The 23765-nt window shown below is 39.8% G+C and carries 23 protein-coding genes; all 23 read left to right on the top strand.

All coding sequences use genetic code 11. From position 1 onward, the window contains the following. The 23 genes from rho (at position 1) to atpD (ending at position 23755) form a co-directional block, all read left to right on the top strand. Positions 1-1284, top strand: a complete 1284-nt coding sequence (gene rho / locus AAGS61_RS04030; RefSeq protein ID WP_391367680.1) for a transcription termination factor Rho — start codon at positions 1-3, stop codon at positions 1282-1284. A 209-nt stretch (positions 1285-1493) separates the two neighbouring features. Next, positions 1494-1697 (top strand): 50S ribosomal protein L31, encoded by a 204-nt coding sequence (rpmE, locus tag AAGS61_RS04025; protein WP_391367677.1) that lies wholly within the window; start codon positions 1494-1496, stop codon positions 1695-1697. Positions 1698-2360: 663 nt separating this feature from the next. Continuing rightward, positions 2361-2933 (top strand): thymidine kinase, encoded by a 573-nt coding sequence (locus tag AAGS61_RS04020; protein WP_391367674.1) that lies wholly within the window; start codon positions 2361-2363, stop codon positions 2931-2933. 96 nt (positions 2934-3029) lie between these two features. Next, positions 3030-4106 (top strand): peptide chain release factor 1, encoded by a 1077-nt coding sequence (gene prfA / locus AAGS61_RS04015; RefSeq protein WP_391367672.1) that lies wholly within the window; start codon positions 3030-3032, stop codon positions 4104-4106. Then, entirely contained in the window at positions 4099-4953 is an 855-nt protein-coding gene (gene prmC, locus AAGS61_RS04010; protein ID WP_391367669.1) for a peptide chain release factor N(5)-glutamine methyltransferase, read from the top strand. Before prfA ends, prmC begins: the two co-directional genes overlap by 8 nt. Positions 4954-4997: 44 nt before the next feature. Next, positions 4998-5543 (top strand): stage II sporulation protein R, encoded by a 546-nt coding sequence (locus AAGS61_RS04005; protein ID WP_391367665.1) that lies wholly within the window; start codon positions 4998-5000, stop codon positions 5541-5543. A gap of 99 nt (positions 5544-5642) precedes the next feature. Next, positions 5643-6680 (top strand): L-threonylcarbamoyladenylate synthase, encoded by a 1038-nt coding sequence (locus tag AAGS61_RS04000; protein ID WP_391367663.1) that lies wholly within the window; start codon positions 5643-5645, stop codon positions 6678-6680. Positions 6681-7576: 896 nt separating this feature from the next. Then, positions 7577-8017: a low molecular weight protein arginine phosphatase gene (locus tag AAGS61_RS03995; RefSeq protein WP_391367660.1), complete on the top strand. Its 441-nt coding sequence runs from the start codon at positions 7577-7579 to the stop codon at positions 8015-8017. Between the two features lie 6 nt (positions 8018-8023). After that, entirely contained in the window at positions 8024-9316 is a 1293-nt protein-coding gene (locus AAGS61_RS03990; RefSeq protein ID WP_391367657.1) for a methyl-accepting chemotaxis protein, read from the top strand. Positions 9317-9577: 261 nt separating this feature from the next. Then, positions 9578-10015, top strand: a complete 438-nt coding sequence (rpiB, locus tag AAGS61_RS03985) for a ribose 5-phosphate isomerase B (RefSeq protein WP_391367654.1) — start codon at positions 9578-9580, stop codon at positions 10013-10015. A 7-nt stretch (positions 10016-10022) separates the two neighbouring features. Then, on the top strand, positions 10023-10571 hold the full coding sequence (locus AAGS61_RS03980) for a TIGR01440 family protein (RefSeq protein ID WP_391367652.1): 549 nt from the start codon (positions 10023-10025) through the stop codon (positions 10569-10571). A 41-nt stretch (positions 10572-10612) separates the two neighbouring features. Beyond that, positions 10613-11857, top strand: coding sequence for a serine hydroxymethyltransferase (gene glyA / locus AAGS61_RS03975; protein ID WP_391367649.1), 1245 nt, complete (start codon positions 10613-10615; stop codon positions 11855-11857). A gap of 153 nt (positions 11858-12010) precedes the next feature. After that, positions 12011-14176 (top strand): EAL domain-containing protein, encoded by a 2166-nt coding sequence (locus tag AAGS61_RS03970; RefSeq protein ID WP_391367646.1) that lies wholly within the window; start codon positions 12011-12013, stop codon positions 14174-14176. A gap of 538 nt (positions 14177-14714) precedes the next feature. After that, the gene (gene upp, locus AAGS61_RS03965; protein ID WP_391367643.1) at positions 14715-15344 is read left to right on the top strand and encodes a uracil phosphoribosyltransferase; all 630 of its coding nucleotides are present in this window, start codon (positions 14715-14717) and stop codon (positions 15342-15344) included. 66 nt (positions 15345-15410) lie between these two features. Beyond that, positions 15411-16532 carry a non-hydrolyzing UDP-N-acetylglucosamine 2-epimerase gene (gene wecB / locus AAGS61_RS03960; RefSeq protein ID WP_391368319.1) on the top strand — a complete coding sequence of 374 codons (1122 nt, stop codon included), beginning with the start codon at positions 15411-15413 and terminating at the stop codon, positions 16530-16532. Between the two features lie 667 nt (positions 16533-17199). After that, a complete protein-coding gene (locus AAGS61_RS03955; protein WP_391367640.1) occupies positions 17200-17571 on the top strand; it encodes an ATP synthase subunit I in 372 nt (123 codons plus the stop codon). Positions 17572-17604: 33 nt separating this feature from the next. Next, on the top strand, positions 17605-18330 hold the full coding sequence (gene atpB, locus AAGS61_RS03950) for a F0F1 ATP synthase subunit A (RefSeq protein WP_391367637.1): 726 nt from the start codon (positions 17605-17607) through the stop codon (positions 18328-18330). A 75-nt stretch (positions 18331-18405) separates the two neighbouring features. Then, positions 18406-18630 carry a F0F1 ATP synthase subunit C gene (gene atpE / locus AAGS61_RS03945; RefSeq protein WP_004269474.1) on the top strand — a complete coding sequence of 75 codons (225 nt, stop codon included), beginning with the start codon at positions 18406-18408 and terminating at the stop codon, positions 18628-18630. 169 nt (positions 18631-18799) lie between these two features. Continuing rightward, positions 18800-19321, top strand: a complete 522-nt coding sequence (atpF, locus tag AAGS61_RS03940; RefSeq protein ID WP_391367633.1) for a F0F1 ATP synthase subunit B — start codon at positions 18800-18802, stop codon at positions 19319-19321. Beyond that, positions 19318-19854, top strand: a complete 537-nt coding sequence (locus tag AAGS61_RS03935; protein WP_391367630.1) for a F0F1 ATP synthase subunit delta — start codon at positions 19318-19320, stop codon at positions 19852-19854. Before atpF ends, AAGS61_RS03935 begins: the two co-directional genes overlap by 4 nt. 28 nt (positions 19855-19882) lie before the next feature. Further along, positions 19883-21391, top strand: coding sequence for a F0F1 ATP synthase subunit alpha (atpA, locus tag AAGS61_RS03930; protein WP_391367627.1), 1509 nt, complete (start codon positions 19883-19885; stop codon positions 21389-21391). Between the two features lie 41 nt (positions 21392-21432). Beyond that, positions 21433-22290 carry an ATP synthase F1 subunit gamma gene (gene atpG, locus AAGS61_RS03925; protein ID WP_391367624.1) on the top strand — a complete coding sequence of 286 codons (858 nt, stop codon included), beginning with the start codon at positions 21433-21435 and terminating at the stop codon, positions 22288-22290. A 49-nt stretch (positions 22291-22339) separates the two neighbouring features. Next, positions 22340-23755, top strand: coding sequence for a F0F1 ATP synthase subunit beta (gene atpD, locus AAGS61_RS03920; RefSeq protein WP_391367622.1), 1416 nt, complete (start codon positions 22340-22342; stop codon positions 23753-23755). Positions 23756-23765 lie beyond the last annotated feature (10 nt).

The following is a 23765-nucleotide window of genomic DNA, read 5'->3' as shown; positions in this document are numbered from 1 at the left end:
ATGTCAGCTCTTACAATTGCGCAATTAGAAAATATGACATTAAAAGAGTTATATGCGCAAGCACGTGAATTTAAGATTTCTTATTATAGTAAGTTAAATAAAAAAGAATTGATTTATGCGATTTTAAAGGCACAATCAGAATTAGAAGGTTATTTCTTTATGGAAGGTGTCCTTGAAATTGTGTCGCAAGAAGGCTTTGGTTTCCTTCGTCCGATCAACTACTCACCATCTAAAGAGGATATTTATATTTCAGCTTCCCAAATTCGCCGATTTGATTTGCGTAATGGGGACAAGGTAACAGGGAAAGTACGTCCACCAAAAGAGAACGAACGTTATTACGGCCTCCTTCAAGTACAAGCAGTCAACGGGGAAGACCCAGAAGTTGCAAAAGAGCGAGTTCACTTCCCAGCGCTAACTCCACTTTACCCAGATCGTCAAATTAAGCTAGAAACAGAAGGGAATAAACTATCAACACGCATTATGGATTTAATTGCGCCTGTCGGTTTTGGTCAACGTGGTCTCATCGTAGCCCCACCAAAGGCAGGGAAAACATCGTTACTAAAAGAGGTAGCGAACGCGATTACGACAAACTATCCAGAAGCAGAATTGATTGTGTTATTAATTGATGAGCGTCCAGAAGAGGTAACGGATATTGAGCGCTCTGTCAAAGCGGATGTTGTCTCATCAACATTCGATGAAGTACCAGAAAACCATGTGAAAGTAGCAGAAATCGTTTTAGAGCGTGCTCGTCGTCTAGTAGAGCATAAACGAGATGTTATTATTTTAATGGATTCGATTACACGTTTAGCACGTGCCTATAACTTAGTCATTCCGCCAAGTGGACGTACATTATCAGGGGGGATTGACCCGGCTGCATTCCACCGTCCAAAACGTTTCTTCGGTTCAGCCCGTAACATCGAAGAAGGCGGTAGTTTAACGATTTTAGCAACAGCGCTTGTTGATACAGGTAGCCGTATGGATGAAGTTATTTACGAAGAGTTTAAAGGGACAGGAAACTTAGAGCTGCACTTAGATCGTAGCTTAGCAGAGCGCCGTATCTTCCCAGCTCTTGATATTCGTCGTTCTGGTACACGTAAAGAGGAGCTACTGATTCCACAAGAACAACTCGATAAGCTATGGGCGATCCGCAAAACATTCAGCGATGCGCCAGACTTTGCGGAGAAGTTTTTACGCAAACTACGCGGCAGCAAAACAAACGAAGAGTTTTTTGAAAAATTAGATGCAGATATGAAAAAAGCAACAAAAGGAAAAGGCTTGCTATAACATTTTTACGTATTTAATTTTATCTGTGAAATAGCACTTGCAATTAAATATTTAAATATGTTATCATTCTCTAGTATGTAACGTGTACATATGTAGCTGGCTTTTACGCTTTTATTACGGAAATACTGTAATAACATATTCGGGCTATGTAAGGTGCAGTTCGATAATACTCTGTTCCAGATGGTTCAGGGCGAGAGGAGAAAACGAATATGAAACAAGGAATTCATCCAGATTACAAAACTGCAACAGTAACTTGCTCTTGCGGTAACACTTTTGAGACTGGTTCAGTAAAAGAGAAAATCGTTGTCGAGTTCTGCAACGAGTGTCACCCATTCTACACTGGTCGTCAAAAATTCGCGTCTGCTGACGGACGTGTTGATCGTTTCAACAAAAAATACGGTCTTAATAAATAATTGTCAAAATGCCTGCCAAACGATTACGTATGGCAGGCATTTTCTTTAGTAGATAAGAAAGTGTAAATGGCTTATTTATATAGCTCGTAATGGACAAAAATACATCCTAAAAATACCAGTTGAATAGTGAAGGGTATGTATCATAGCCTCCGCGCTTTGCCACAGCCTACACAGGAGCTAAAACAGGCGTGGCCTGTTTGGATCTCCTGTTCCTGCTCCTGACGCTACGCTTTCGTCGCAAAGAAAATCTTGGCTCTTGTGGCTATGGCGCGCTACGGCAAAAGTGAATATTTCTCGATATGCTAGAAAAACATTTCTCTTCTTTAAAAGAAATCATTTTCTTTTCATTTACACATATCGTCGCCTAGTCCCTGTAATGTATGAGGATATTTCTTATTTTTTAGCAACCCATTTTTATTGAACAATAGTTGCTTGTAGTGGAGGCACGAGACTCCTACGGGAAAAGCGAGACAATCAAGACCCCGCAGGAGCGAAGGATGAGCGACGAGGAGGCTTGATGCTCGCCCGTGGAAAGCGAGTGCCGTAGCGGAAAGCAACGGTTACTCAACTGGTAATATATGTTTTATGGTTTGCTCGTTATGAATAACTTATACTGAACGAAAAATACTAGATACATCAACATGCGTGAAAAGGAGGCTCATAATGGCACAATTATTTTTTAAACATGGTGCAATGAACAGCGGAAAATCAATTGAAATTTTAAAAGTAGCGCATAACTATGAAGAACAAAATAAACCCGTTTTGATTTTTACATCTGCTATTGATACGCGTGAGGCAGTTGGGATAGTGTCGAGCCGAATTGGTCTACGCCGCCCCGCACAGGCCGTTTTTAAAGAAACAAATATTTATGAAATCGTCAAAGCGCATCCAGAAAAGCTCTATTGTGTACTCATCGATGAAGTCCAGTTTTTATCAAAAGAACATGTGCTTCAACTAACACGCATTGTGGACGAGTTAAATATTCCCGTGATGGGGTTTGGGTTGAAAAATGATTTCCAAAACGAGCTATTTGAAGGTAGCCGTTACATGCTCATTTATGCAGATAAAATTGAAGAAATGAAAACAATTTGTTGGTTTTGTCATAAAAAGGCGACGATGAATTTACGGGTTGATGAAAATAAAAAACCTGTATATACAGGGGAACAAATTCAAATTGGTGGCAATGATACGTATTATCCTGTTTGTCGCAAATGTCATAACAATCCGCCTTTGTAATGAATAATGGTAGCACCAACGACCAGAATTCATTATACTAATGAAGGTAGATTTGAAAGAAAATTTGTTAATTCATAATACTAGAGGTGAACATATATGTTTGATCGATTACAAGCGGTAGAAGATCGTTATGAGCGCTTAAATGAGCTTCTAAGTGATCCAGATATCGTCAATGATAGTAAAAAACTTCGTGACTATTCGAAGGAACAATCGGATATTCAAGAGACAGTCGAGGCATACCGCGAATACAAAGAAGCAAAACAGCAATTTGCGGATGCACGTGAAATGTTAGAGAACGAAAAAGACCCTGATATGCTTGAAATGGTAAAAGAAGAGTTCAACGGATTAAAAGGGCAAATCGAGGAGTTAGAAGAGCGTCTACGCATTTTATTAATCCCGAAAGATCCAAACGATAGTAAAAACGTAATTATGGAAATTCGTGGTGCAGCTGGTGGCGATGAGGCGAATATTTTCGCAGGTGACTTATTCCGTATGTACACACGTTATGCTGAAACACAAGGCTGGAAAATCGATATTATGGAAGCGACACCAAATGCGGCAGGTGGTTATAAAGAGGTTATCTTTATGATCAATGGGCAAGGTGCGTACTCTAAATTCAAATTTGAAAACGGTGCACACCGCGTACAACGTGTACCAGCCACAGAATCGCAAGGTCGTATCCATACATCAACAGCAACAGTAGCATGTCTTCCAGAGGTCGAAGAAGTAGATGTGGACATTCATGAAAAAGATATTCGTGTGGATACATTTGCATCATCTGGTGCAGGTGGTCAATCCGTTAATACGACGATGTCTGCCGTTCGTATGACACACATTCCAACGGGTGTTGTTGTATCGATGCAAGATGAGCGTTCACAATTAAAAAACCGTGACAAGGCACTAAAAATCTTACGTGCACGTGTAGCAGACATGTACCGTCAAGAAGCGCAAAAAGAAATTGATGCAACACGTAAATCAGCAGTCGGAACAGGCGACCGTTCTGAGCGTATTCGTACGTACAATTATCCGCAAAACCGTGTAACAGACCACCGCATCGGTTTAACGTTACAAAAGCTTGATCAAATCGTCGAAGGTAAGCTAGACGAAATTATCGACACACTCATTTTAGAAGAGCAAGCTTCTAAACTAGAGAAGTTAAATCAAGATGCATAAAACAGTATTTGAGGCCCTAAATGGGGCTTCTTCTTTTTTAGTAAGTAACGGTCGCGATGAAAATGCTGCAAGAATATTACTGCAACATATTTTGAAAACAAATTATTCGGGTCTAATGATGCGCACGCATGAAGCATTAACACCTGAACAATTTTTTACATTTAAATCGTATGTGGAGCAACATGCAAAAGGGCGCCCTGTACAATACATTACGGGGGTCGAGGAATTTTATGGTCGTACATTCCACGTCGATGAATCCGTCCTGATCCCACGTCCTGAAACAGAGGAATTAATTGTTTGTACATTAGAACAGGGTAAAAAGCTATTTGGTGACAAAGAAGTAATGGTAGCAGATATTGGGACAGGTAGTGGGGCGATTGCGATTACGATGAAAAAAGAATGGGCAGCTGCCAAAGTAACAGCGACCGATATTTCACCAACAGCCCTTGCGACAGCTACAAAAAATGCGGACCGTTTACAAGCGGAAATCGATTTTCGCTTAGGGGACTTAACGGCACCTATTGAACAGGAAAAATGGGATATTGTCTTATCTAATCCACCATACATCGCAATTGAGGAAGCAAAGGATATGTCAGAAGTGGTGCTAGCGCATGAGCCACATACCGCACTGTTTGCTGAAGAGGAAGGGCTCGTATTATATCGTAAACTAGCAGAAAACTTGCCGCACCTGATGAATACGCCGGGATTTGTGGCGGTAGAAATAGGCTATAAACAAGGTTTAGCAGTAAAAGAAATGTTTCTAAAAGCCTTTCCGCAAGCGACTGTAGAGGTCGTGCAAGATATTAACGGCAAAGATCGAATAGTTTTTTGTAAAATAGTAGAATAAAAATTTACCTCCTTGTCCACAATGCTAGGCAAGGAGGGATTTTCATGTTACGTGATTACGAGATTATAAGAAATGATAAATTACTAGCTACATTGAAACTGCTCATTAGCGCCATTGCTTTGTATATCATTATGCATACGGTACCAAGTTTTGTAGAATTATTAGAGGATCAAAGACCAAGCTATACAGAGGATTTATTAGTAAGAGTGATTGCCAATAGCAACACAGTGAAAGATCAAGAAGTAAAACAACAGGTGGCACACGATGTCAATCAATTAATGAAACAGTCAACGGTAGCCACATTAGAGAAAAATGAGCTCATGCAACACATTCAATTACATGTGGAAAAGAATTATGCACATTTAAATATTCAAATGAAGCATGGGGATAACTTAATCCCGCCAAAGCGAATGATGCAAACATTTTATCCACAACATGCCAAAGATTCATTGGTCATTATTATTGGCAGTGGTCGTGGTGAAAATTGGTTTTGTTCAGCGTTTCCAAACGTTTGTGAGGATGAGGAACAACCAGAAAAAGAAAAAGTCAGATTTAAATTGATTGAGTGGCTTAAGAAAAAAATGGCGTAAAGTTATGCACATTTTCAGAAAACTTATACACATCCTTTTAGAAGTTATTAACAATTTGTGGATTATTTGAACAATTACTTGTAGGTAAAGAGGTAAAAAATGAAAACAGATAGACTGATTGTGGATAATAATGTGAATAGTGAAAAAATATATGCACAAGCTGTGGACTTTTTAAATGCTAGTCAAGTTGTGGCATTTCCAACGGAGACGGTCTATGGTTTAGGTGCTATCGCAACAGATGAAGTGGCTGTGAAGCGTATTTTTGAAGCGAAAGGCCGCCCATCTGATAACCCGTTAATTGTACATATTGGGACAACTGAGGAAGTGACAGCGTATATTGAAGATATTCCGCTTGTGGCAAAGCAATGTATGGAGGCATTTTGGCCAGGCCCATTAACGATTGTCATGAAAGCAAAGCCAGGTATACTCGCGCCAAGTGTCACAGCGGGGTTATCAACAGTTGGCTTACGTATGCCAGCACACCCTGTCGCGCTAGCGTTATTGCGCTTGTTAAAAAAACCGCTCGCTGCGCCGAGTGCCAATCGAAGTGGAAAGCCGAGTCCAACAAAGGCTGAACATGTAGCGGAAGATTTAAATGGCATTATTCCTTGTATCGTAGATGGAGGAGTAACGGGGATCGGGATTGAATCAACGGTGCTTGATGTCACACTAGATCCACCTGTAATTTTACGTCCAGGTGGTGTGACAAAGGATATGCTAGAAGCAGTCATTGGGTCTGTTCTAGAGCCAACATATGTAGAGCAAAAACAAGAATCAACACCAAAAGCTCCTGGTATGAAATATACACATTATGCACCGGAAGCGCCTGTGTATTTAATAGAAGAAACAGCGGATATCGCAACAGCTGTGGCTACGTTACAACAGCAAGGTCATCAAGTAGCATTGTTAGCACCGACAACATACGCGCATATAGCAGCGGATTATTTTTTCACATTTGGTGATGAACATAACCAGCAACAAATGGGTGCGAATTTGTACGATGTCCTTCGACGCTGTGACAAAACAGATGCAACGATTATTTTAGCAACCGCTACGACAAAAACAGGTGTGGGTTCAGCGATTATGAACCGCCTAGAAAAAGCAGCTGGTGATAAATGGTATAAAAAACAAGACTAAACTTCACATACTTATGTGGAGTTTTTTATTTATAGCATAAATTCTTATCTTTTAATGCCTTTTTATCTAGTATTATATTATAATTAAGTAATTATATGGAATGTTAACCGCTGTATATATTACTATTTGATAACCGAAATTATCTTCGTATTCTACATAATTTACCTCTTTAAGTATTGAATTTTAGTGAATGTGATTTTTTATCTCATCTGAGACAATTCACCTATTATGTTACATTTTTAATAGTTCATTACTTTCCTTCTATACTTAAATTTGATATGCTAATGATGAAATACAATCAATTTTTATATATTTACTTGTAATGAGCAAAAGTGCATCCTAAAAATATCGATAGGATAATTAAACTAAAGTGGTATCGTAGCCTTCGCGCTTTGCCACAGCCTACACAGGAGCTAAAACAGGAGTGGCCTGTTTGGATCTCCTGTTCCTGCTCCTGACGCTTGCGCTTTCGTCGCAAAGAAAATCTTGGCTCCTATGGCTATGGCGCGCTACGGCAAAAAAAAGTGAATACTTCTCGATATTCTAGAAAAAGCATTTATCTTTTCTATAGGGAATTATTTTCTTTCTATTTGTAAGTATAATCGCCCTAGCCTCTACTAGAATCAATGAGGATATTTTATTAATTTTTTAGAACCTATTTTTTATTGAACACTAGTTGCTTGTAGCGGAGGTACGAGACTCCTACGGGAAAAGCGAGACAATCAAGACCCCGCAGGAGCGAAGGATGAGCGACGAGGAGGCTTGATCTCGCCCGTGGAAAGCGAGTGCCGGAGCGGAAAGCAACGGTTACTCAAATGGTGATATATTTATGTAAATACTCATTATGAGTATTTACTATAATCATAAAACAACTAAGACAATGGAGAGAGTGTGACATGAATATTTACTTTGTATGTACTGGCAACACTTGCAGAAGTCCGATGGCAGAAGCGATTCTGAAAAGTAGAAATTTACCGAATGTTAACGTGAAATCTGCGGGCATTTATGCTTTAGAAGGTGGGGAAATGTCAGAAAATGCAAGAGAAGTTCTGATACAAGAAAATATTCCACATCAACATGTCTCAAAACAAGTAAACGAACAAGATGTCCAATGGGCCAACTTAATTTTAACGATGACAAGCGCACATAAAGATATGATTTTACGTACATTTGAAGAAGCAAAAGGAAAGACCTATACATTAAAAGAATATGTAACCCCATACAGTAGTCAAGATGTATTCGATCCATTTGGTGGGGATTTAACTACATATAAACAAACATATCAAGAGTTGCAACGTTTAATGGAGCAATTTGAAGCTCAGTATAAGGAGGGATAAAGGTTTATGAAATCCGAAAGGAAAATATTTAATTTGCGTACGAAGCTAGTACTATTTGTAGGGATACTAGCGTTAATTACGTATTCAGTGAGTTTCATATTTATTGAATTTATCCAACCTATGTTTTTTCCATCAGTAAATCGTCAACTATTTGAAATCATTACGTATATTTTAGGGATTGCATGGTCCTGTATTTTAGCGGCCGTGTTCAGTATCGTTCTTGTGAAACCTTTGCAACAACTAGAGCAAACGGCTACGCGTGTGGCAGAGGGGAAAATTGGACAAGACGTGAAGATGCCTAATACAAATGATGAAATTCGTTCGGTTGCTGAGGCATTTCAACGAATGTTAATCAATTTACGTGGTATGGTTGACGGCATTGAGCAAAATTTTCAAACGACGAACGATACGATTCAACAATTATCCAAGCAAACGGTCGTAGCACGCAACGAAGCGTCGAATATTGCTACGACAGTGGGACAAATTTCACGTGGAGCAGATGCATCTGCGAATGCCATACAAGATACGGTAGAGGCAATTGAAGATGTCAGGATGTTAGCGAGTGAAGTGAATAGTGTTGCCGTCAATTCAGCAACAAAATCACAGGTTATTATTGATAACTTATCACACACGACGACTGCCATTCAAAGTTTAGTAGAGAGTATTCAGCATATCGCTACGGGAAATGAACAGGCTCTTCAAAGTATTCATGAATTAGAAAACAACGCACAACAAGTTGAACGGATTATTGGTCTTGTTGGTGATATAGCAGCACAAACGAATTTGCTCGCTTTAAATGCATCGATTGAAGCAGCGCGTGCAGGAGAACACGGAAAAGGGTTCGCCGTAGTAGCAGAGGAAGTGCGAAAATTAGCGGATGAAAGTGCCAATGCAGTGAAAGGAATTACGGACTTAATCAAAACGATTCAACAGAATGTCGATACTGTCGTAAATCAAATGAATGAACAAGTTGCGTATGCAGTAACGGAGTCAGCGCGCGTGTCAGAAACAACGACTGCGGTCGGGGAGATGTCAGCGAGTGTCCATGAAATGGCGGAGGCGGTCATTACGATTTCTAAACTTGTTGAAAAACAAATGCATAATATTGAAACAACCGCACAACAGTCACATGAAGTAGCAGCCATTGCAGAGCAAACATCGGCCAGCACACAAGAAGTCAGCTCGGCGACAGAGGAGCAGGCGTATTCCATTGAACAAATCGAAAAACTATCGCAAAACCTCCAACAGCAGTCAAATGAATTGCATAAAGTCATTTTACAATTTGATCGAACAAAATAAGAGAAACGAGCTTTTTAATAATCTATAAGCGGTTATTAGAAAACTCGTTTTTTTAGTTTTCTTTTAGTTTTCCGAATTTAGGCGAATGTTAGCTTTGTAATCTAGCAAAAAATAGGTATAAAAATGAACAATTTTCGCTTTGTAAGCGAAAACATTCGTATTTCGCCTAAAAACATTCATTTGTTTATCGTAAAATACGTGTCATAATGGGGTCAGAAATGGTACACTGTACATGAATATATTTGAAAAGAGGGAATCTTAGTGAAAATCGCAATTTCTTCGGATCATGGCGGCAATAATTTGCGCAAAGAAATTATGGCGCTATTAGATGAGCTGAATATTAGCTATGAAGATTTCGGTCCACAAACAAACGATTCTGTAGACTACCCAGATTACGCAAGACCAGTAGCAGAAGGTGTTGCAGCTGGAAAGTTTGACCGCGGCATTTTAATTTGCGGTACAGGGATTGGTATATCGATTGCAGCAAATAAATTTAAAGGTATTCGTTGTGCATTAGTGCATGATGTATTTTCAGCGAAGGCAACACGTTGCCACAATGACTCGAACGTATTGGCAATGGGTGAGCGTGTCATTGGCCCAGGTCTTGCACGCGAAATTGTTGCTACTTGGTTAAATACGGATTTCGAAGGCGGTCGACATACGCGTCGCATTGAAAAAATTACTGAGTTAGAAGGGTAACGGGCTTATGACTTTACAGCATTTGAAGCAGGAAATCGCGCAATTGTTAAGTGAAGTAGAAGAGCAAATCACTTTTCAACCGAAACAGCTATTCGTCATCGGTTGCTCTACCTCGGAAGTGATAGGGGAGAAGATCGGTACAGCGGGTGCAATAGAAGTTGCACAGCTGTTATATGACGAGCTTGAACGTTTTGCGAAAAAGCATGATCTGTACTTAGTTTTTCAAGGTTGCGAGCATATTAATCGAGCGCTTACGCTTGAGCGAGCGGCCGCAGAAAAATATCATTTAGAGCCTGTTGCAGTTGTTCCTGTCAGAACAGCAGGCGGTTCCATGTCTGCGTATGCTTATACGCAAATGAAGGATCCGGTCATTGTTGAATATGTACATGCACATGCAGGCATCGATATCGGGCAAACATTAATCGGTATGCATTTAAAAGTAGTAGCTGTGCCAATTCGTACATCGGTGAAAACGATTGGACAAGCCATTGTCACAGCGGCGAAAACACGTCCGAAATTAATCGGTGGTGTACGCGCTCAATATGAGATGCACTAATGGCGGAAGCCAAGAACTTAAACTTTAGGGGGATTTTTATCATGGCATTTGAAAAATTAGCAGCACAAGATAAAGCAGTTCTAGACGGCATTTTAGCAGAGAAAAAGCGTCAAAATACAAACATCGAACTGATTGCTTCAGAAAACTTCGTATCAGAAGCTGTAATGGAAGCACAAGGTTCTTACTTAACAAACAAATATGCAGAAGGTTATCCAGGCAAACGCTACTATGGTGGCTGTGAGTTTGTGGACGTAGTAGAAGATATCGCGCGTGACCGTGCAAAAGAATTATTCGGTGCAGCTTACGTAAACGTTCAACCACACTCAGGTGCACAAGCAAACATGGCTGTTTACCACACAATTTTACAACCGGGCGACACAGTACTTGGTATGAACCTTTCTCACGGTGGTCACTTAACACACGGTTCACCAGTAAACTTCTCGGGTATTCTTTATAACTTCGTAGAATACGGTGTATCAGAAGAAACGCAAACAATCGACTATAACGATGTGCGTGAAAAAGCATTAGCAGCTAAACCAAAGTTAATCGTGGCAGGCGCATCTGCTTATCCACGTGAAATCGACTTCGCGAAATTCCGTGAAATCGCAGACGAAGTAGGCGCATACTTCATGGTCGATATGGCACACATCGCCGGTCTTGTCGCGGCAGGTGAGCACCAATCACCAATTCCATACGCTGACTTCGTTACAACGACTACACACAAAACATTACGTGGTCCACGTGGCGGTATGATTTTAACAAAAGATGAGAAATGGGAAAAAGAATTAAACAAATCTGTATTCCCAGGTATTCAAGGTGGTCCGTTAATGCACGTCATCGCTGCAAAAGCGGTAGCATTTGGTGAAGCATTACAACCAGAATTCAAAGAATATGCAAAACAAATTAAAGCAAACGCAAAAGCATTAGCAGCAAGCTTAATGGAAGAAGGCGTTGAAATCGTATCGGGTGGTACAGATAACCACTTATTACTGTTAAACGTGAAATCGCTAGGCTTAACGGGTAAAGTAGCGGAGCATTTATTAGATGAAGTAGCGATTACAACAAACAAAAATACGATTCCATATGATACAGAAAAACCATTCGTTACATCTGGTATCCGTGTTGGTACTGCAGCGATCACTTCGCGTGGTTTCAAAGAAGAAGATGCAACAGAAGTTGGTAAAATTATTGCATCTGTTCTAAAAAATCCAGAAGACGAAGCAGTAAAAGCCGAAGCACGTCAACGTGTACAAGTGTTAACAGATAAATACCCATTATACGCATAAAATACTATCTTGAGATACTTTCCAATTAATTGGAAAGTATCTTTTTCAGTAATATGGAAATAATTTATTTGTTGATTTATGGCATTAAGTTGGGTAATAATGGACGAAAGATTGCTTGTTATTTAACATTCATTGAGAAAGGAGGAGAGGGAGATGCTAACTCAATTTGTTGAGTATGAATCGAATATTCTGTTTCGCACATTAAGAGATTTAGGGGATAAGTCGAGTCAACAGTACGTTATTTTAAATAAAACATTTTCTTTGATTTACTGTAATGAGCTTTATACAAATTTAACAAACTACAACTTTGAAGATATAACGTATACACCTTTTCAACAACTTTTACAGCATATAAAGTGTAATATCCATATGGAAGAAGTGGAGCAACGTCTGCGAAAAGGGAAGATGACGAAAGCACAAGTTATACATAATAGAAAAAGTGGTGCTTCTTTTTATGCAGAATTAGCATGTATACCCCTTCAAAATGAGGACAATGAAACGGAATTTGTACTTGTTTGTATTCAAGATGTTACATATACACAACTATATGGTTTTGTAGATCGACTCGAAAAGGATATGTTTACAGCCATTCAACAGGAAGTGCCGTTTATCGAAAAGCTTCAGCTTGTTTGTAATAGTATGGATGATTTCTCTCATCCGCATAGCTTTACATCGATTATTTTAAGGCATGACGGTGCACTTCACATGGTGCAGTCGAGTGCATTTTATCCAGAAAAGCCTGGTCATTATTTGCTTGAACAATGTGCAGAAATAGATTACTATACGCAATTAATAGAATGTGAGCATATGACAATGGGCAATGACCTCAATCAAATGCCGATTCATCTATTACATAAACAGCTCGCACTAAAAAATGAATTAACAAATTATGCATTTATCCCGATTCGTCAGGAAGACGGAGAAGCGCTCGGTGTGATGACAATTTACTATAGTAAACAACAGGACGATACGAAAATATATAGCTTATTTATTGAAAAAATTTTAAATTTAATCACCTTGGCCCATTCTTACGAGCAAAAACAGAAACAAATCTATCAGCTGGCTTATATGGATATGCGGACGGGCATGATGAATCGCTATGGATTTATTGAGCGTTTAACAGCACTTGATGTCGTAGATGGAGTGATTCAAATAATAGAACCGAGTGAATTTTCACGTATTGTGGAATTATACGGACGCGATGCAGGCGAAGAACTACTCAAACAGTTATACGAACGTATTTTACATAGCGGTATGAAGAATCAAGCCTTAATCGGCCGTTTTTCTAGCGAATCAATTGTTTTATATATGGAGCGAGAGGTAATCGAAACGGCTAAAGGGAATGCAGAAGATTTTTTAAACAGTTTAGTAGTACAGTCATTTGTCATTGATAGAAAAGAGTTTTATATTACATTAAAATGTGGTAGTGCCATACTTCAACATAACAAAGCCGTACAAGATGCTGTTCGATACGCTGAAAATGCGCTATCGGAGGCAAAAGGTGTGTCTGGTACGTGTGTGAAGTTTTACTCGCGAGAAAATGATGCGCAATTAGAAAAGGAATTTACTATTTTAAAGCATCTCATAGAGGCTTTAAAAAATAAAGAAATAACAGCCTATTTCCAGCCGAAAGTAGCGCTAGGGAAAGTGCGCATTACAAGTATGGAGGCGCTTGCGCGTTGGATTTCGCCGGTACTTGGATTTGTCTCACCTGCTGAGTTTATTCCGATTGCAGAACGTGCAGGTCTTGTCCGTGAAATTGACTTGCAAATCATCGAGCAAGTTCTTCAGTGGTTTCAGCAACGGCAATATGAGGGCAAGCGGATTGTGCCTGTAGCAATTAATATTTCGCCCGAGCATTTCTACCATCCTCACTTTGTAGAGGAACTGGAACAGTTAATAAAAAAATATTATGCAGACCCCAATTATTTAATTATCGAGATTACAGAAAATTTAGGGCTTGTTGATGTGAAGCGGGCACAAAAAATTATTCAAGATTTATTTGTCGGTGGTTTAAAAACGAGTGTCGATGATTTTGGAATAGGTCACTCTTCGTTAAGCTATTTACAAAAGTTAATGTTTGCCGAATTAAAAATTGATCGGAGCTTTACATCACGCATCCATGAAGTAGGGACATTTGTCATTGTTCAATCGATTATTCAAATTGCGTACAATTTAGAAATCGATGTAGTAGCAGAAGGCATTGAAACGCAAGAGCAAGCCGATCTACTATATCAGCTTGGCTGTAAAAGTGGACAAGGCTACTTATTCTATAAACCGATGTCCTTGGAAGAAATCGAAGAAAAGAATATATTATAGTGCTATAAGGGTACTTGAAAACTGTTGAAAGCACGTATGTTATACTGGGATTTTTTTTTATGTATGTTGATTATACAAGTAATAGTATATTATGAGCGTGCTTTTTAGTGAAATGATTAATAAAAAGGCGCTTGCTCGTTGATTGGAGCGGAGGCGACTCGACTCCTGTAGGAGAAAGATCAAAGGCTAAAGTCACCACGTCCTGTGGCAACGCCTTTGTGAGCAACATCATGTTGCCCCGAGCTGAAAATCCATTTATTTCGGCATTAGCCGAAATAAATTAGTTGAAGCCGTGCCTGCGGAAAGCGAGTCAGCCGTAGCGGAAATCAACGTATTCCAATGTTCTCTTTAGCAATAAGAGGTAAATCAACACGCGGGATTTTTTCCATAAGCATTCATACCAAACATCAAATGCATTTTAATAGTGAGCTAAAATAATCATATATTTCAAAAAACAAACTGTGATAACTCTCGATGTTACAGTTTGTTTTTTTATGCTATACTGATTCAGATAAACAACAGTTAGGAGAGATCCACCTTGAGTAAAGTATATGTTTTTGATCACCCACTAATCCAACATAAGTTAACTTATATTCGTGATAAAAACACAGGCACAAAAGAATTTCGTGAGCTTGTGGACGAAGTAGCAACATTAATGGCATTTGAAATTACACGTGATCTGCCATTGGAAGAAATCGAAATTGAAACGCCTGTTACAACGTCGAAAACGAAAGTATTATCAGGTAAAAAAATTGCCATTGTGCCAATTTTACGTGCAGGCATTGGGATGGTTGATGGTGTACTAAAACTGATTCCAGCTGCGAAAGTAGGGCATATCGGTCTATACCGCGACCCAGAAACACTAAAACCTGTGGAATATTATGCGAAGCTCCCAGCTGATGTAGAAGAGCGTGATTTCATTATTGTAGACCCAATGTTAGCAACAGGTGGTTCAGCTGTTGAAGCGATTAACTCTTTGAAAAAGCGCGGTGCTAAAAATATTAAGTTTATGTGCTTAATTGCAGCGCCAGAAGGTGTAAAAGCGATTCAAGATGAGCATGATGATGTAGATATTTATATTGCGGCATTAGATGAAAAGTTAAACGATCACGGTTACATCGTACCAGGTCTTGGTGACGCTGGTGACCGCTTATTTGGTACAAAATAATATGAAACAAAAGGGATGTTGCGTATGTGACATCCCATTTTGTAATAAAGAGAGGATAAGACTTTAATCATGGCAAAATTTAAAGTGATGACGATTTTTGGGACGCGTCCTGAAGCAATTAAAATGGCACCGCTTGTACTGGAGTTGCAAAAGTATCCTGAAAAAATTGAATCGATTGTGACAGTAACGGCACAGCATCGCCAAATGCTCGATCAAGTACTGGAGACATTTCATATTACACCGGATTACGATTTGAACATTATGAAAGATCGCCAAACATTAGTCGATGTAGCAACGAATGCATTACAAGGGCTAGATCGTGTGATGAAAGAGGCACAACCAGATATCGTCTTGGTGCATGGGGATACAGCAACGACGTTCATTGGTAGCTTGGCGGCGTTTTACAATCAAATTGCGATTGGGCATGTAGAAGCAGGGCTTCGAACAGGCCAAAAATACTCCCCGTATCCAGAAGAAATGAATCGTCAATTAACAGGGGTAATGGCTGATTTACATTTTGCGCCAACAGAAGTATCAAAGGAAAACTTACTAAAGGAAAATAAGCTAGCTGAAGCGATTTTCGTCACAGGGAATACGGCCATTGACGCCTTAAAAACAACGGTCAAAGAAGCGTATACACACCCTGTGCTAGAGAAAGTCGGTCAGGATCGGATGATTTTACTGACAGCACATCGCCGTGAAAACTTAGGTGACCCAATGCGCAATATGTTCCGTGCGATCAATCGCTTACTAGCGGAGCATGAAGATGTACAAGTGGTATATCCTGTACATATGAATCCAGCTGTTCGTGAGGTAGCCAACGAAATATTAGGAGATAATCCTCGTATTCACTTAATTGAACCACTTGAAGTATTTGATTTCCATAACTTTGCAGCGCGCTCCTATATGATTTTAACCGATTCAGGTGGTGTACAAGAGGAAGCGCCTTCTTTAGGGAAGCCTGTGCTAGTACTGCGCGATACAACAGAACGTCCAGAAGGGATTGCTGCGGGTACATTAAAGCTGGCAGGTACAGATGAACATACCATCTATACATTAGCGAAAGAATTGCTTGTAGATGAAGCAGCGTATGCGGAGATGGCTCAAGCTTCCAATCCTTATGGTGACGGATTTGCATCGAAACGAATTGTAGAAGCACTTATTAAATTTTTAGATAGTGTGAAATAATATAAAAAGTAGGGGAATGTTGAGTTACGCTTTAACTCGAAACAGGCGATTTTTATCTCAATATGCCCCTTTTTTTATGTATTTATTGCGCTAATGTAGCGAAAATGCACTTATTACTTTAGTAGTAGATGTTTGTCGTAGAAGTTGAAAAATTGCGAATACACTAATTTTACAAACAATAGAAGAAAAACGTCTTAAAGCAGCTAAAAATGACGACAATAAAAAATATTGTTGGCAAATGTGAATTTTCATACACAAATTTGTCAACAATTTGACAAGAAAAGTGAGAATGTGAAGTTTTTCACCTGAACCAATTGACATCAAATAACCCCTATTGTATGCTAACAAAGGGTAAGAATGATAAGGGTTTCTTGTAGTCAAAAAGTGTTGAAACACTTGTTATATCAAGTTTCTACTAGACTGGCAGTTGAAACCAAAATTGTCAATTTGCAACGTTTTTATGCATCTGGATCAGTGTCCATAAAAGTGGTTTAGCTTTCTAGTAAGTAGCATGACTTGTTGTTGAGGGAGCGGACATGCTCAAAATGCAACTATTATTTCTAGATGCAATACAGCTTGTAGTGCATCTATTTGCTACGATTTAGTTCACTTGATGGTCTAAAACGATTCTTTACTCGAAAAAAAAGATTCAGGAGATTAATTGCCAATGCTAGATTTGCATCATATTTTCGCTATGCAGAAAAAAGCGTTATTTTTTTTGCTTGCTCTCAGTGCTTTAGGCTGGGGATTTACTGCATATCAAACAGTATTCGCTGGAATAGCTCTCGGTGCATTCTTTGGCACGTATAACTTTTGGATTTTGCTTCGACGAATGGAAAAGTTTGACCGTTCCATAAGTGAAGGGACGAAAGCACCATCAATCGGTACGGCTTTGCGGTTCGGATCTGGTGTTGCGGCAGTCGCAATTGCAATTTCGTTGCCACAATATTTTCACTTAATTAGCACGGTTATAGGCTTAATGATTCCGTATGTATTGCTTGTGATTGAACGTGTCGTACATGCCATCAAAAACCAATAAAAAAGTGCATTGGAAAGAGAGGTGAATGCAGAAATGAATCATAAAAGTCCTGAAGCACATTTAGATCTTGGGTTTGTAACACTTACATTCAACTTATCTACAGTAATGATGTTATTAGTGACAGCTATAGTCGTGTTCTTAATCGCGTTTATTTCGACACGTAGCTTAGCACTTAAGCCAACAGGCATGCAAAACTTTATGGAGTGGGTTATGGACTTCGTAAAGAACATCGTTACGGGAAATATGGACTGGAAAACAGGTAAGCCGTTCCACGTTCTAGGAATTACACTTATCATGTTCGTTGCAGTTGCCAACTTACTGGGTCTTCCATTCGCTATCATTTATGATGATGTATTATGGTGGAAATCACCAACAGCTGACCCAACAGTCACAATGACATTAGCCGCACTAGTAATCGTGTTATCACATTACTATGGTGTGAAGGCAAAAGGTGCAGGTGGTTATGTAAAAGAAACATACTTCCAACCAATGTCTTTCATGTTCCCATTAAAGATTGTTGAGGAGTTTGCGAACACATTAACTCTTGGTCTACGTCTTTACGGTAACATTTATGCTGGTGAGATTTTACTTGCGTTAATCGCAGGTTTAGCGACATCTAGCGCAATTGGTGCTGTCGGTGCAATCGTACCAATGATGGCATGGCAAGGATTCTCGATTTTCATCGGGTTTATCCAAGCTTTCATTTTCACTATGTTAACAATGGTTTACATGGCGCACAAAGTGAGTCACGACCATTAATTATAAAATTCCACGTTAACCACGTGGTAATTTGAACCAAACAAAAAACAAACATTCCAAGGAGGAAATTTTAAAATGACAGGTTCATTAGGTTTATTAGCAGCAGCAATCGCAATCGGTTTAGGTGCACTTGGTGCAGGTATCGGTAACGGTCTTATCGTTTCAAAAACAGTAGAAGGTATCGCTCGCCAACCAGAAGCTCGTGGCGTACTTCAAACTACAATGTTCATCGGGGTTGCATTAGTTGAGGCCCTTCCTATCATCGCGGTAGTAGTAGCATTCATCGTAATGAACAAATAATCTCAGGATTATTAGATGATAATGGCGAAGCACATCTTCGCCATTCCTTTTGTATGGTTAGGTAAATGCTTAATCGTACATATTAAAGTAGTATTTGACATTGAACGTAAAGTTTTAAACATTATAGATTTTTGAATTTAGTCAAGCTCTTGAAGGGAGTGAAACAATCGTGGGATTAGATAAACTTGTACTTGCTGCTGGAGCAACAGGTCTTAACACTGGTGATATCCTTGCAACGGGAATTATCTTCCTAGTATTACTACTTCTTCTTAAAAAGTTCGCTTGGGGTCCGTTAATGGGCATCATGGAACAACGTGAAGAGTTAGTTGCAAGCGAAATCGATGCAGCTGAAAAAGCTCGTAAAGAAGCACATGCCGTATTAGAAGAGCAAAAATCTCTTTTAAAAGAAGCACGTACTGAAGCACAAACAATCATTGAAGGTGCGAAGAAACAAGCTGATGTAACTCGTGAAGAAATCGTATCTGCAGCTCGTAATGAAGCAACTCGTTTAAAAGAAGCTGCTGTTCGTGATATCGAGGCAGAAAAAGAGAAAGCTATCGCTGCTGTGCGTGAAGAAGTGGTTTCACTATCAGTGCTTGCAGCATCTAAAGTTCTTGGAAAAGAAATTTCTGAGGCTGACAATAGCGCATTAATTAAAGAAACGATTGCGAAGGCAGGCGAGGCGAAATGAGTCAATCGACTGTAGCTAAGCGTTATGCTGAAGCATTATTCCAATTAGCAAGTGGACAAAACACGCTTGCTGAGATCGTCGCAGATTTAAAGGAGCTTACAAAAGCTTTAGAAGCAACTCCAGAGTTACTTTCTTTACTACAAGCGCCTAAAATCTCTACGGACAAGAAAAAAGCATTAATTACTGGTGTGCTTGCAAATGCGAACCCAGCAGTAGTAAATCTTTTACACGTATTAGTAGATCGTAAGCGTATTAACGAAGTATCTGCAGTAGCAGAAGCATTCCAAACACTAGCAGCATCGGCTCAAGGCGCTGCTGAAGCAACAGTTTACTCAACTCGCGCTTTAACTGACGAAGAACGCGCAGAAATTTCTGCATCTTTCGCCAAGTTAGTAGGAAAAGAAAAGCTAAACATTACAAACTTAATCGAGCCAGCATTACTTGGTGGCATTCGTGTACAAATCGGCAACTACATTTATGACAGCACAGTAGCTTCTAAGCTTGAAGGTCTAAAGCGTACGTTAGTTGGTTAATTTTAAGAAATGTGAGAGGTGAACATACATGGGCATCAAAGCTGAAGAAATCAGCAGTCTGATTAAACAGCAGATTGAAAATTACCAATCTGAATTACAAGTAAGCGAAGTAGGTACAGTTATCCGCGTTGGTGACGGTATTGCTCTTGCTCATGGCCTCGACAACGTCATGGCTGGAGAGCTTTTAGAGTTCTCTAACGGTGTTATGGGTATGGCGCAAAACTTAGAAGAAGGTAACGTAGGTATCGTTATTCTAGGGGACTACCTTGGCATTAAAGAAGGCGATGAAGTTCGTCGTACAGGTCGTATCATGGAAGTACCAGTTGGTGAAGCACTAATTGGTCGTGTTGTAAACCCATTAGGTCAACCAGTTGACGGATTAGGTCCAATCAACACAGATAAATCTCGTCCGATTGAAAGCCCAGCTTTCGGTGTAATGGCGCGTAAATCAGTACATGAGCCATTACAAACAGGTATCAAAGCGATTGACGCGCTTGTACCAATCGGTCGTGGTCAACGTGAGTTAATCATCGGTGACCGTCAAGTAGGTAAAACATCTGTAGCAATCGATACAATCTTAAACCAAAACGGTGAAAACATGATTTGTATCTATGTTGCAATCGGTCAAAAAGAATCTACAGTTCGTGGCGTAGTTGAAACATTACGTAAAAACGGCGCTTTAGATTACACAATCGTTGTAACAGCTTCAGCTTCTCAACCAGCTCCGCTATTATACTTAGCGCCATTTGCTGGTGTATCGATGGCAGAAGAATTCATGTTACAAGGTAAACACGTATTAGTAGTATATGATGACTTATCTAAACAAGCATCTGCTTACCGTGAGTTATCATTATTATTACGTCGTCCTCCAGGTCGTGAAGCTTACCCAGGTGACGTATTCTACTTACACAGCCGTTTATTAGAGCGTGCTGCGAAGTTAAACGAAACGTACCAAAACGGTTCGATCACAGCGTTACCGTTCGTAGAAACACAAGCAGGGGATATCTCAGCTTACATTCCTACAAACGTTATCTCGATCACTGATGGACAAATCTTCTTACAATCTGACTTATTCAACTCTGGTGTACGTCCAGCGATCAACGCCGGTTTATCAGTATCACGTGTAGGTGGTTCTGCTCAAATCAAAGCGATGAAAAAAGTAGCGGGTACATTACGTCTTGACTTAGCAGCTTTCCGTGAGTTAGAGTCGTTTGCTCAATTCGGTTCTGACTTAGATAAAGCGACTTTAGCTAAATTAGAGCGTGGTAAACGTACGGTAGAGGTTCTGAAACAAGACCTAAACAAACCACTTAAAGTTGAGAAACAAGTTGTTATTTTATACGCGTTAACTCGTGGTCACTTAGATGATATCCCAGTAGCAGACATCACTCGTTTCGAGGGTGAATTGTTAAGCTGGTTAGATTCAAACCACACTAACGTTTTAGATCATATCCGTACAACAAAAGATCTTCCAGCGGATGCTGATATCGTTGAAGCTATCAACGCATTCAAAAAAACTTTCGCTAAATCTGAGTAATATCGGACTGTGATTAAAAAACAAAAGGTGGTGAAATACCAGTGGTAAACTTACGCGAAATTAAAGGTCGTATTAATTCTACAAAGAGTACGCAAAAAACGACTAAAGCGATGCAGATGGTTTCTTCTTCGAAATTACGTCGTGCAGAGCAAAACGCTAAAGCTTACGTTCCTTACATGGAGAAAATTCAAGATGTAGTAGGTGCAATCGCTTCAGGTACAAAAGACAGCGGGCATCCAATGTTAACTGTCCGTCCTGTTAAGAAAACTGCTTACCTTGTAATCGGTTCTGACCGTGGTTTAGCAGGTGCTTACAACTCTAGTATTTTACGTCAAGTGCAACGTACAATCAACCAACGTCACAAGTCAAAAGACGAGTACGTAGTTTTAGCTGTAGGTCGTATCGTACGTGATTACTTTGTAAAACGTGATCATAATGTTATTAGCAGTGTCGTTGCTCTTCCTGACCAACCAACATTCGCTGATATTAAAGAAATCGCTCGTAATGCTGTTGGTATGTTCATTGATGGCGCATATGATGAACTTTATATGTACTATAACCACTTTGAAAGTGCTATTTCTCAAGTAGTTACGGAGAAAAAGCTTCTTCCATTAACTGATATTGCACCGGCTTCTACTCAAGCTGCATACGAATTCGAACCATCTGGTGAAGCAATTCTAGAAGTATTACTTCCACAATATGCAGAGAGCTTAATTTATGGTGCTCTATTAGACGGTAAAGCAAGTGAACATGCTTCTCGTATGACGGCAATGCGTAATGCAACAGATAATGCATCTGACTTAATCGCAGACTTATCTCTGCAATACAACCGTGCACGTCAAGCAGCAATTACACAAGAAATTACAGAAATCGTTGGTGGAGCTGCAGCCTTAGAATAGGCGGCAGTCTGCCAATGTCGTATAAGAATACGATAGGAGGGTACACATAATGAACAAAGGACACGTTCTACAAGTAATGGGTCCAGTTGTCGACGTTAAGTTCGAGAACGGTCAATTACCAGCAATCTATAACGCATTAACAGTTAAGATTGAACGTCCAAACGAAGAGCCAACAACTCTTGCTTTAGAAGTTGCACTTCACTTAGGTGACGACGCTGTTCGTACAATTGCGATGTCATCTACTGATGGCTTACAACGTGGTGCAGAAGTGACTAACACAGGAGCACCGATTTCAGTACCAGTTGGTGATTCAACACTAGGTCGTGTATTCAACGTACTTGGTGAAGTAATCGACTTAGGTGAAGAAATCCCAGCTTCAGTTCGCCGTGATTCAATTCACCGTGAAGCACCAACTTTCGATCAATTATCAACTACAGTTGAAATCCTAGAAACAGGTATCAAAGTAGTAGACTTATTAGCACCATACATCAAAGGTGGTAAAATCGGTCTATTCGGTGGTGCCGGTGTAGGTAAAACAGTATTAATCCAAGAATTAATCAACAACATCGCGCAAGAGCACAGCGGTATCTCTGTATTCGCTGGTGTAGGTGAGCGTACTCGTGAAGGTAATGACTTATTCCACGAGATGACAGATTCAGGCGTTATTAAGCAAACTGCCATGGTATTCGGTCAAATGAACGAGCCACCTGGTGCACGTATGCGTGTAGCGTTAACTGGTCTTACAATGGCGGAATTCTTCCGTGATGAGCAAGGTCAAGACGTACTTTTATTCATCGACAACATCTTCCGTTTCACACAAGCAGGTTCTGAGGTTTCTGCCCTATTAGGTCGTATGCCTTCTGCGGTAGGTTACCAACCAACACTTGCTACTGAAATGGGTAAATTACAAGAACGTATCACATCGACTACAAAAGGTTCTGTAACTTCGATTCAAGCAATTTACGTACCAGCCGATGACTATACTGACCCAGCTCCAGCAACAACTTTCGCTCACTTAGATGCAACAACGAACTTAGAGCGTAAATTATCTGAGATGGGTATCTACCCAGCCGTTGACCCATTAGCATCAACTTCTCGTGCATTATCACCAGAAATCGTAGGTGAAGAGCACTATGCAGTAGCTACTGGTGTACAACGTACGATCCAACGTTACCGTGAATTACAAGATATCATCGCCATCTTAGGTATGGATGAGTTATCTGATGAAGATAAGCAAACAGTAGAACGCGCTCGTCGTATTCAATTCTTCTTATCTCAAAACTTCCACGTAGCGGAACAATTCACTGGTCAAGCAGGTTCATACGTACCAGTTAAAGAAACTGTACGTTCATTCAAGGAAATCCTTGAAGGTAAATATGACCACTTACCAGAAGATGCTTTCCGTTTAGTTGGTAGCATTCAAGAAGTAGTAGAAAAAGCTAAAGGCATGGGCGTAGAGGTTTAATTCTAACGGC

This window comes from Lysinibacillus sp. KU-BSD001 (assembly GCF_042920265.1).
Lineage (GTDB): Bacteria > Bacillota > Bacilli > Bacillales_A > Planococcaceae > Lysinibacillus_B.
Note: the sequence above shows the minus strand (reverse complement) of the source record. Positions and strands in the feature narration are given on the sequence as shown.

Coding starts and splice junctions, on each gene's coding strand:
- AAGS61_RS03970 (WP_391367646.1), top strand. CDS start 12,011: ATGCTAACTCAATTTGTTGAGTATGAATCGAATATTCTGTTTCGCACA.
- AAGS61_RS03935 (WP_391367630.1), top strand. CDS start 19,318: ATGAGTCAATCGACTGTAGCTAAGCGTTATGCTGAAGCATTATTCCAA.
- prfA (WP_391367672.1), top strand. CDS start 3,030: ATGTTTGATCGATTACAAGCGGTAGAAGATCGTTATGAGCGCTTAAAT.
- prmC (WP_391367669.1), top strand. CDS start 4,099: ATGCATAAAACAGTATTTGAGGCCCTAAATGGGGCTTCTTCTTTTTTA.
- atpE (WP_004269474.1), top strand. CDS start 18,406: ATGACAGGTTCATTAGGTTTATTAGCAGCAGCAATCGCAATCGGTTTA.
- atpB (WP_391367637.1), top strand. CDS start 17,605: ATGAATCATAAAAGTCCTGAAGCACATTTAGATCTTGGGTTTGTAACA.
- AAGS61_RS03990 (WP_391367657.1), top strand. CDS start 8,024: ATGAAATCCGAAAGGAAAATATTTAATTTGCGTACGAAGCTAGTACTA.
- AAGS61_RS03955 (WP_391367640.1), top strand. CDS start 17,200: ATGCTAGATTTGCATCATATTTTCGCTATGCAGAAAAAAGCGTTATTT.
- AAGS61_RS04005 (WP_391367665.1), top strand. CDS start 4,998: ATGTTACGTGATTACGAGATTATAAGAAATGATAAATTACTAGCTACA.
- AAGS61_RS03980 (WP_391367652.1), top strand. CDS start 10,023: ATGACTTTACAGCATTTGAAGCAGGAAATCGCGCAATTGTTAAGTGAA.
- atpD (WP_391367622.1), top strand. CDS start 22,340: ATGAACAAAGGACACGTTCTACAAGTAATGGGTCCAGTTGTCGACGTT.
- AAGS61_RS04020 (WP_391367674.1), top strand. CDS start 2,361: ATGGCACAATTATTTTTTAAACATGGTGCAATGAACAGCGGAAAATCA.
- AAGS61_RS04000 (WP_391367663.1), top strand. CDS start 5,643: ATGAAAACAGATAGACTGATTGTGGATAATAATGTGAATAGTGAAAAA.
- AAGS61_RS03995 (WP_391367660.1), top strand. CDS start 7,577: ATGAATATTTACTTTGTATGTACTGGCAACACTTGCAGAAGTCCGATG.
- glyA (WP_391367649.1), top strand. CDS start 10,613: ATGGCATTTGAAAAATTAGCAGCACAAGATAAAGCAGTTCTAGACGGC.
- atpA (WP_391367627.1), top strand. CDS start 19,883: ATGGGCATCAAAGCTGAAGAAATCAGCAGTCTGATTAAACAGCAGATT.
- rho (WP_391367680.1), top strand. CDS start 1: ATGTCAGCTCTTACAATTGCGCAATTAGAAAATATGACATTAAAAGAG.
- rpmE (WP_391367677.1), top strand. CDS start 1,494: ATGAAACAAGGAATTCATCCAGATTACAAAACTGCAACAGTAACTTGC.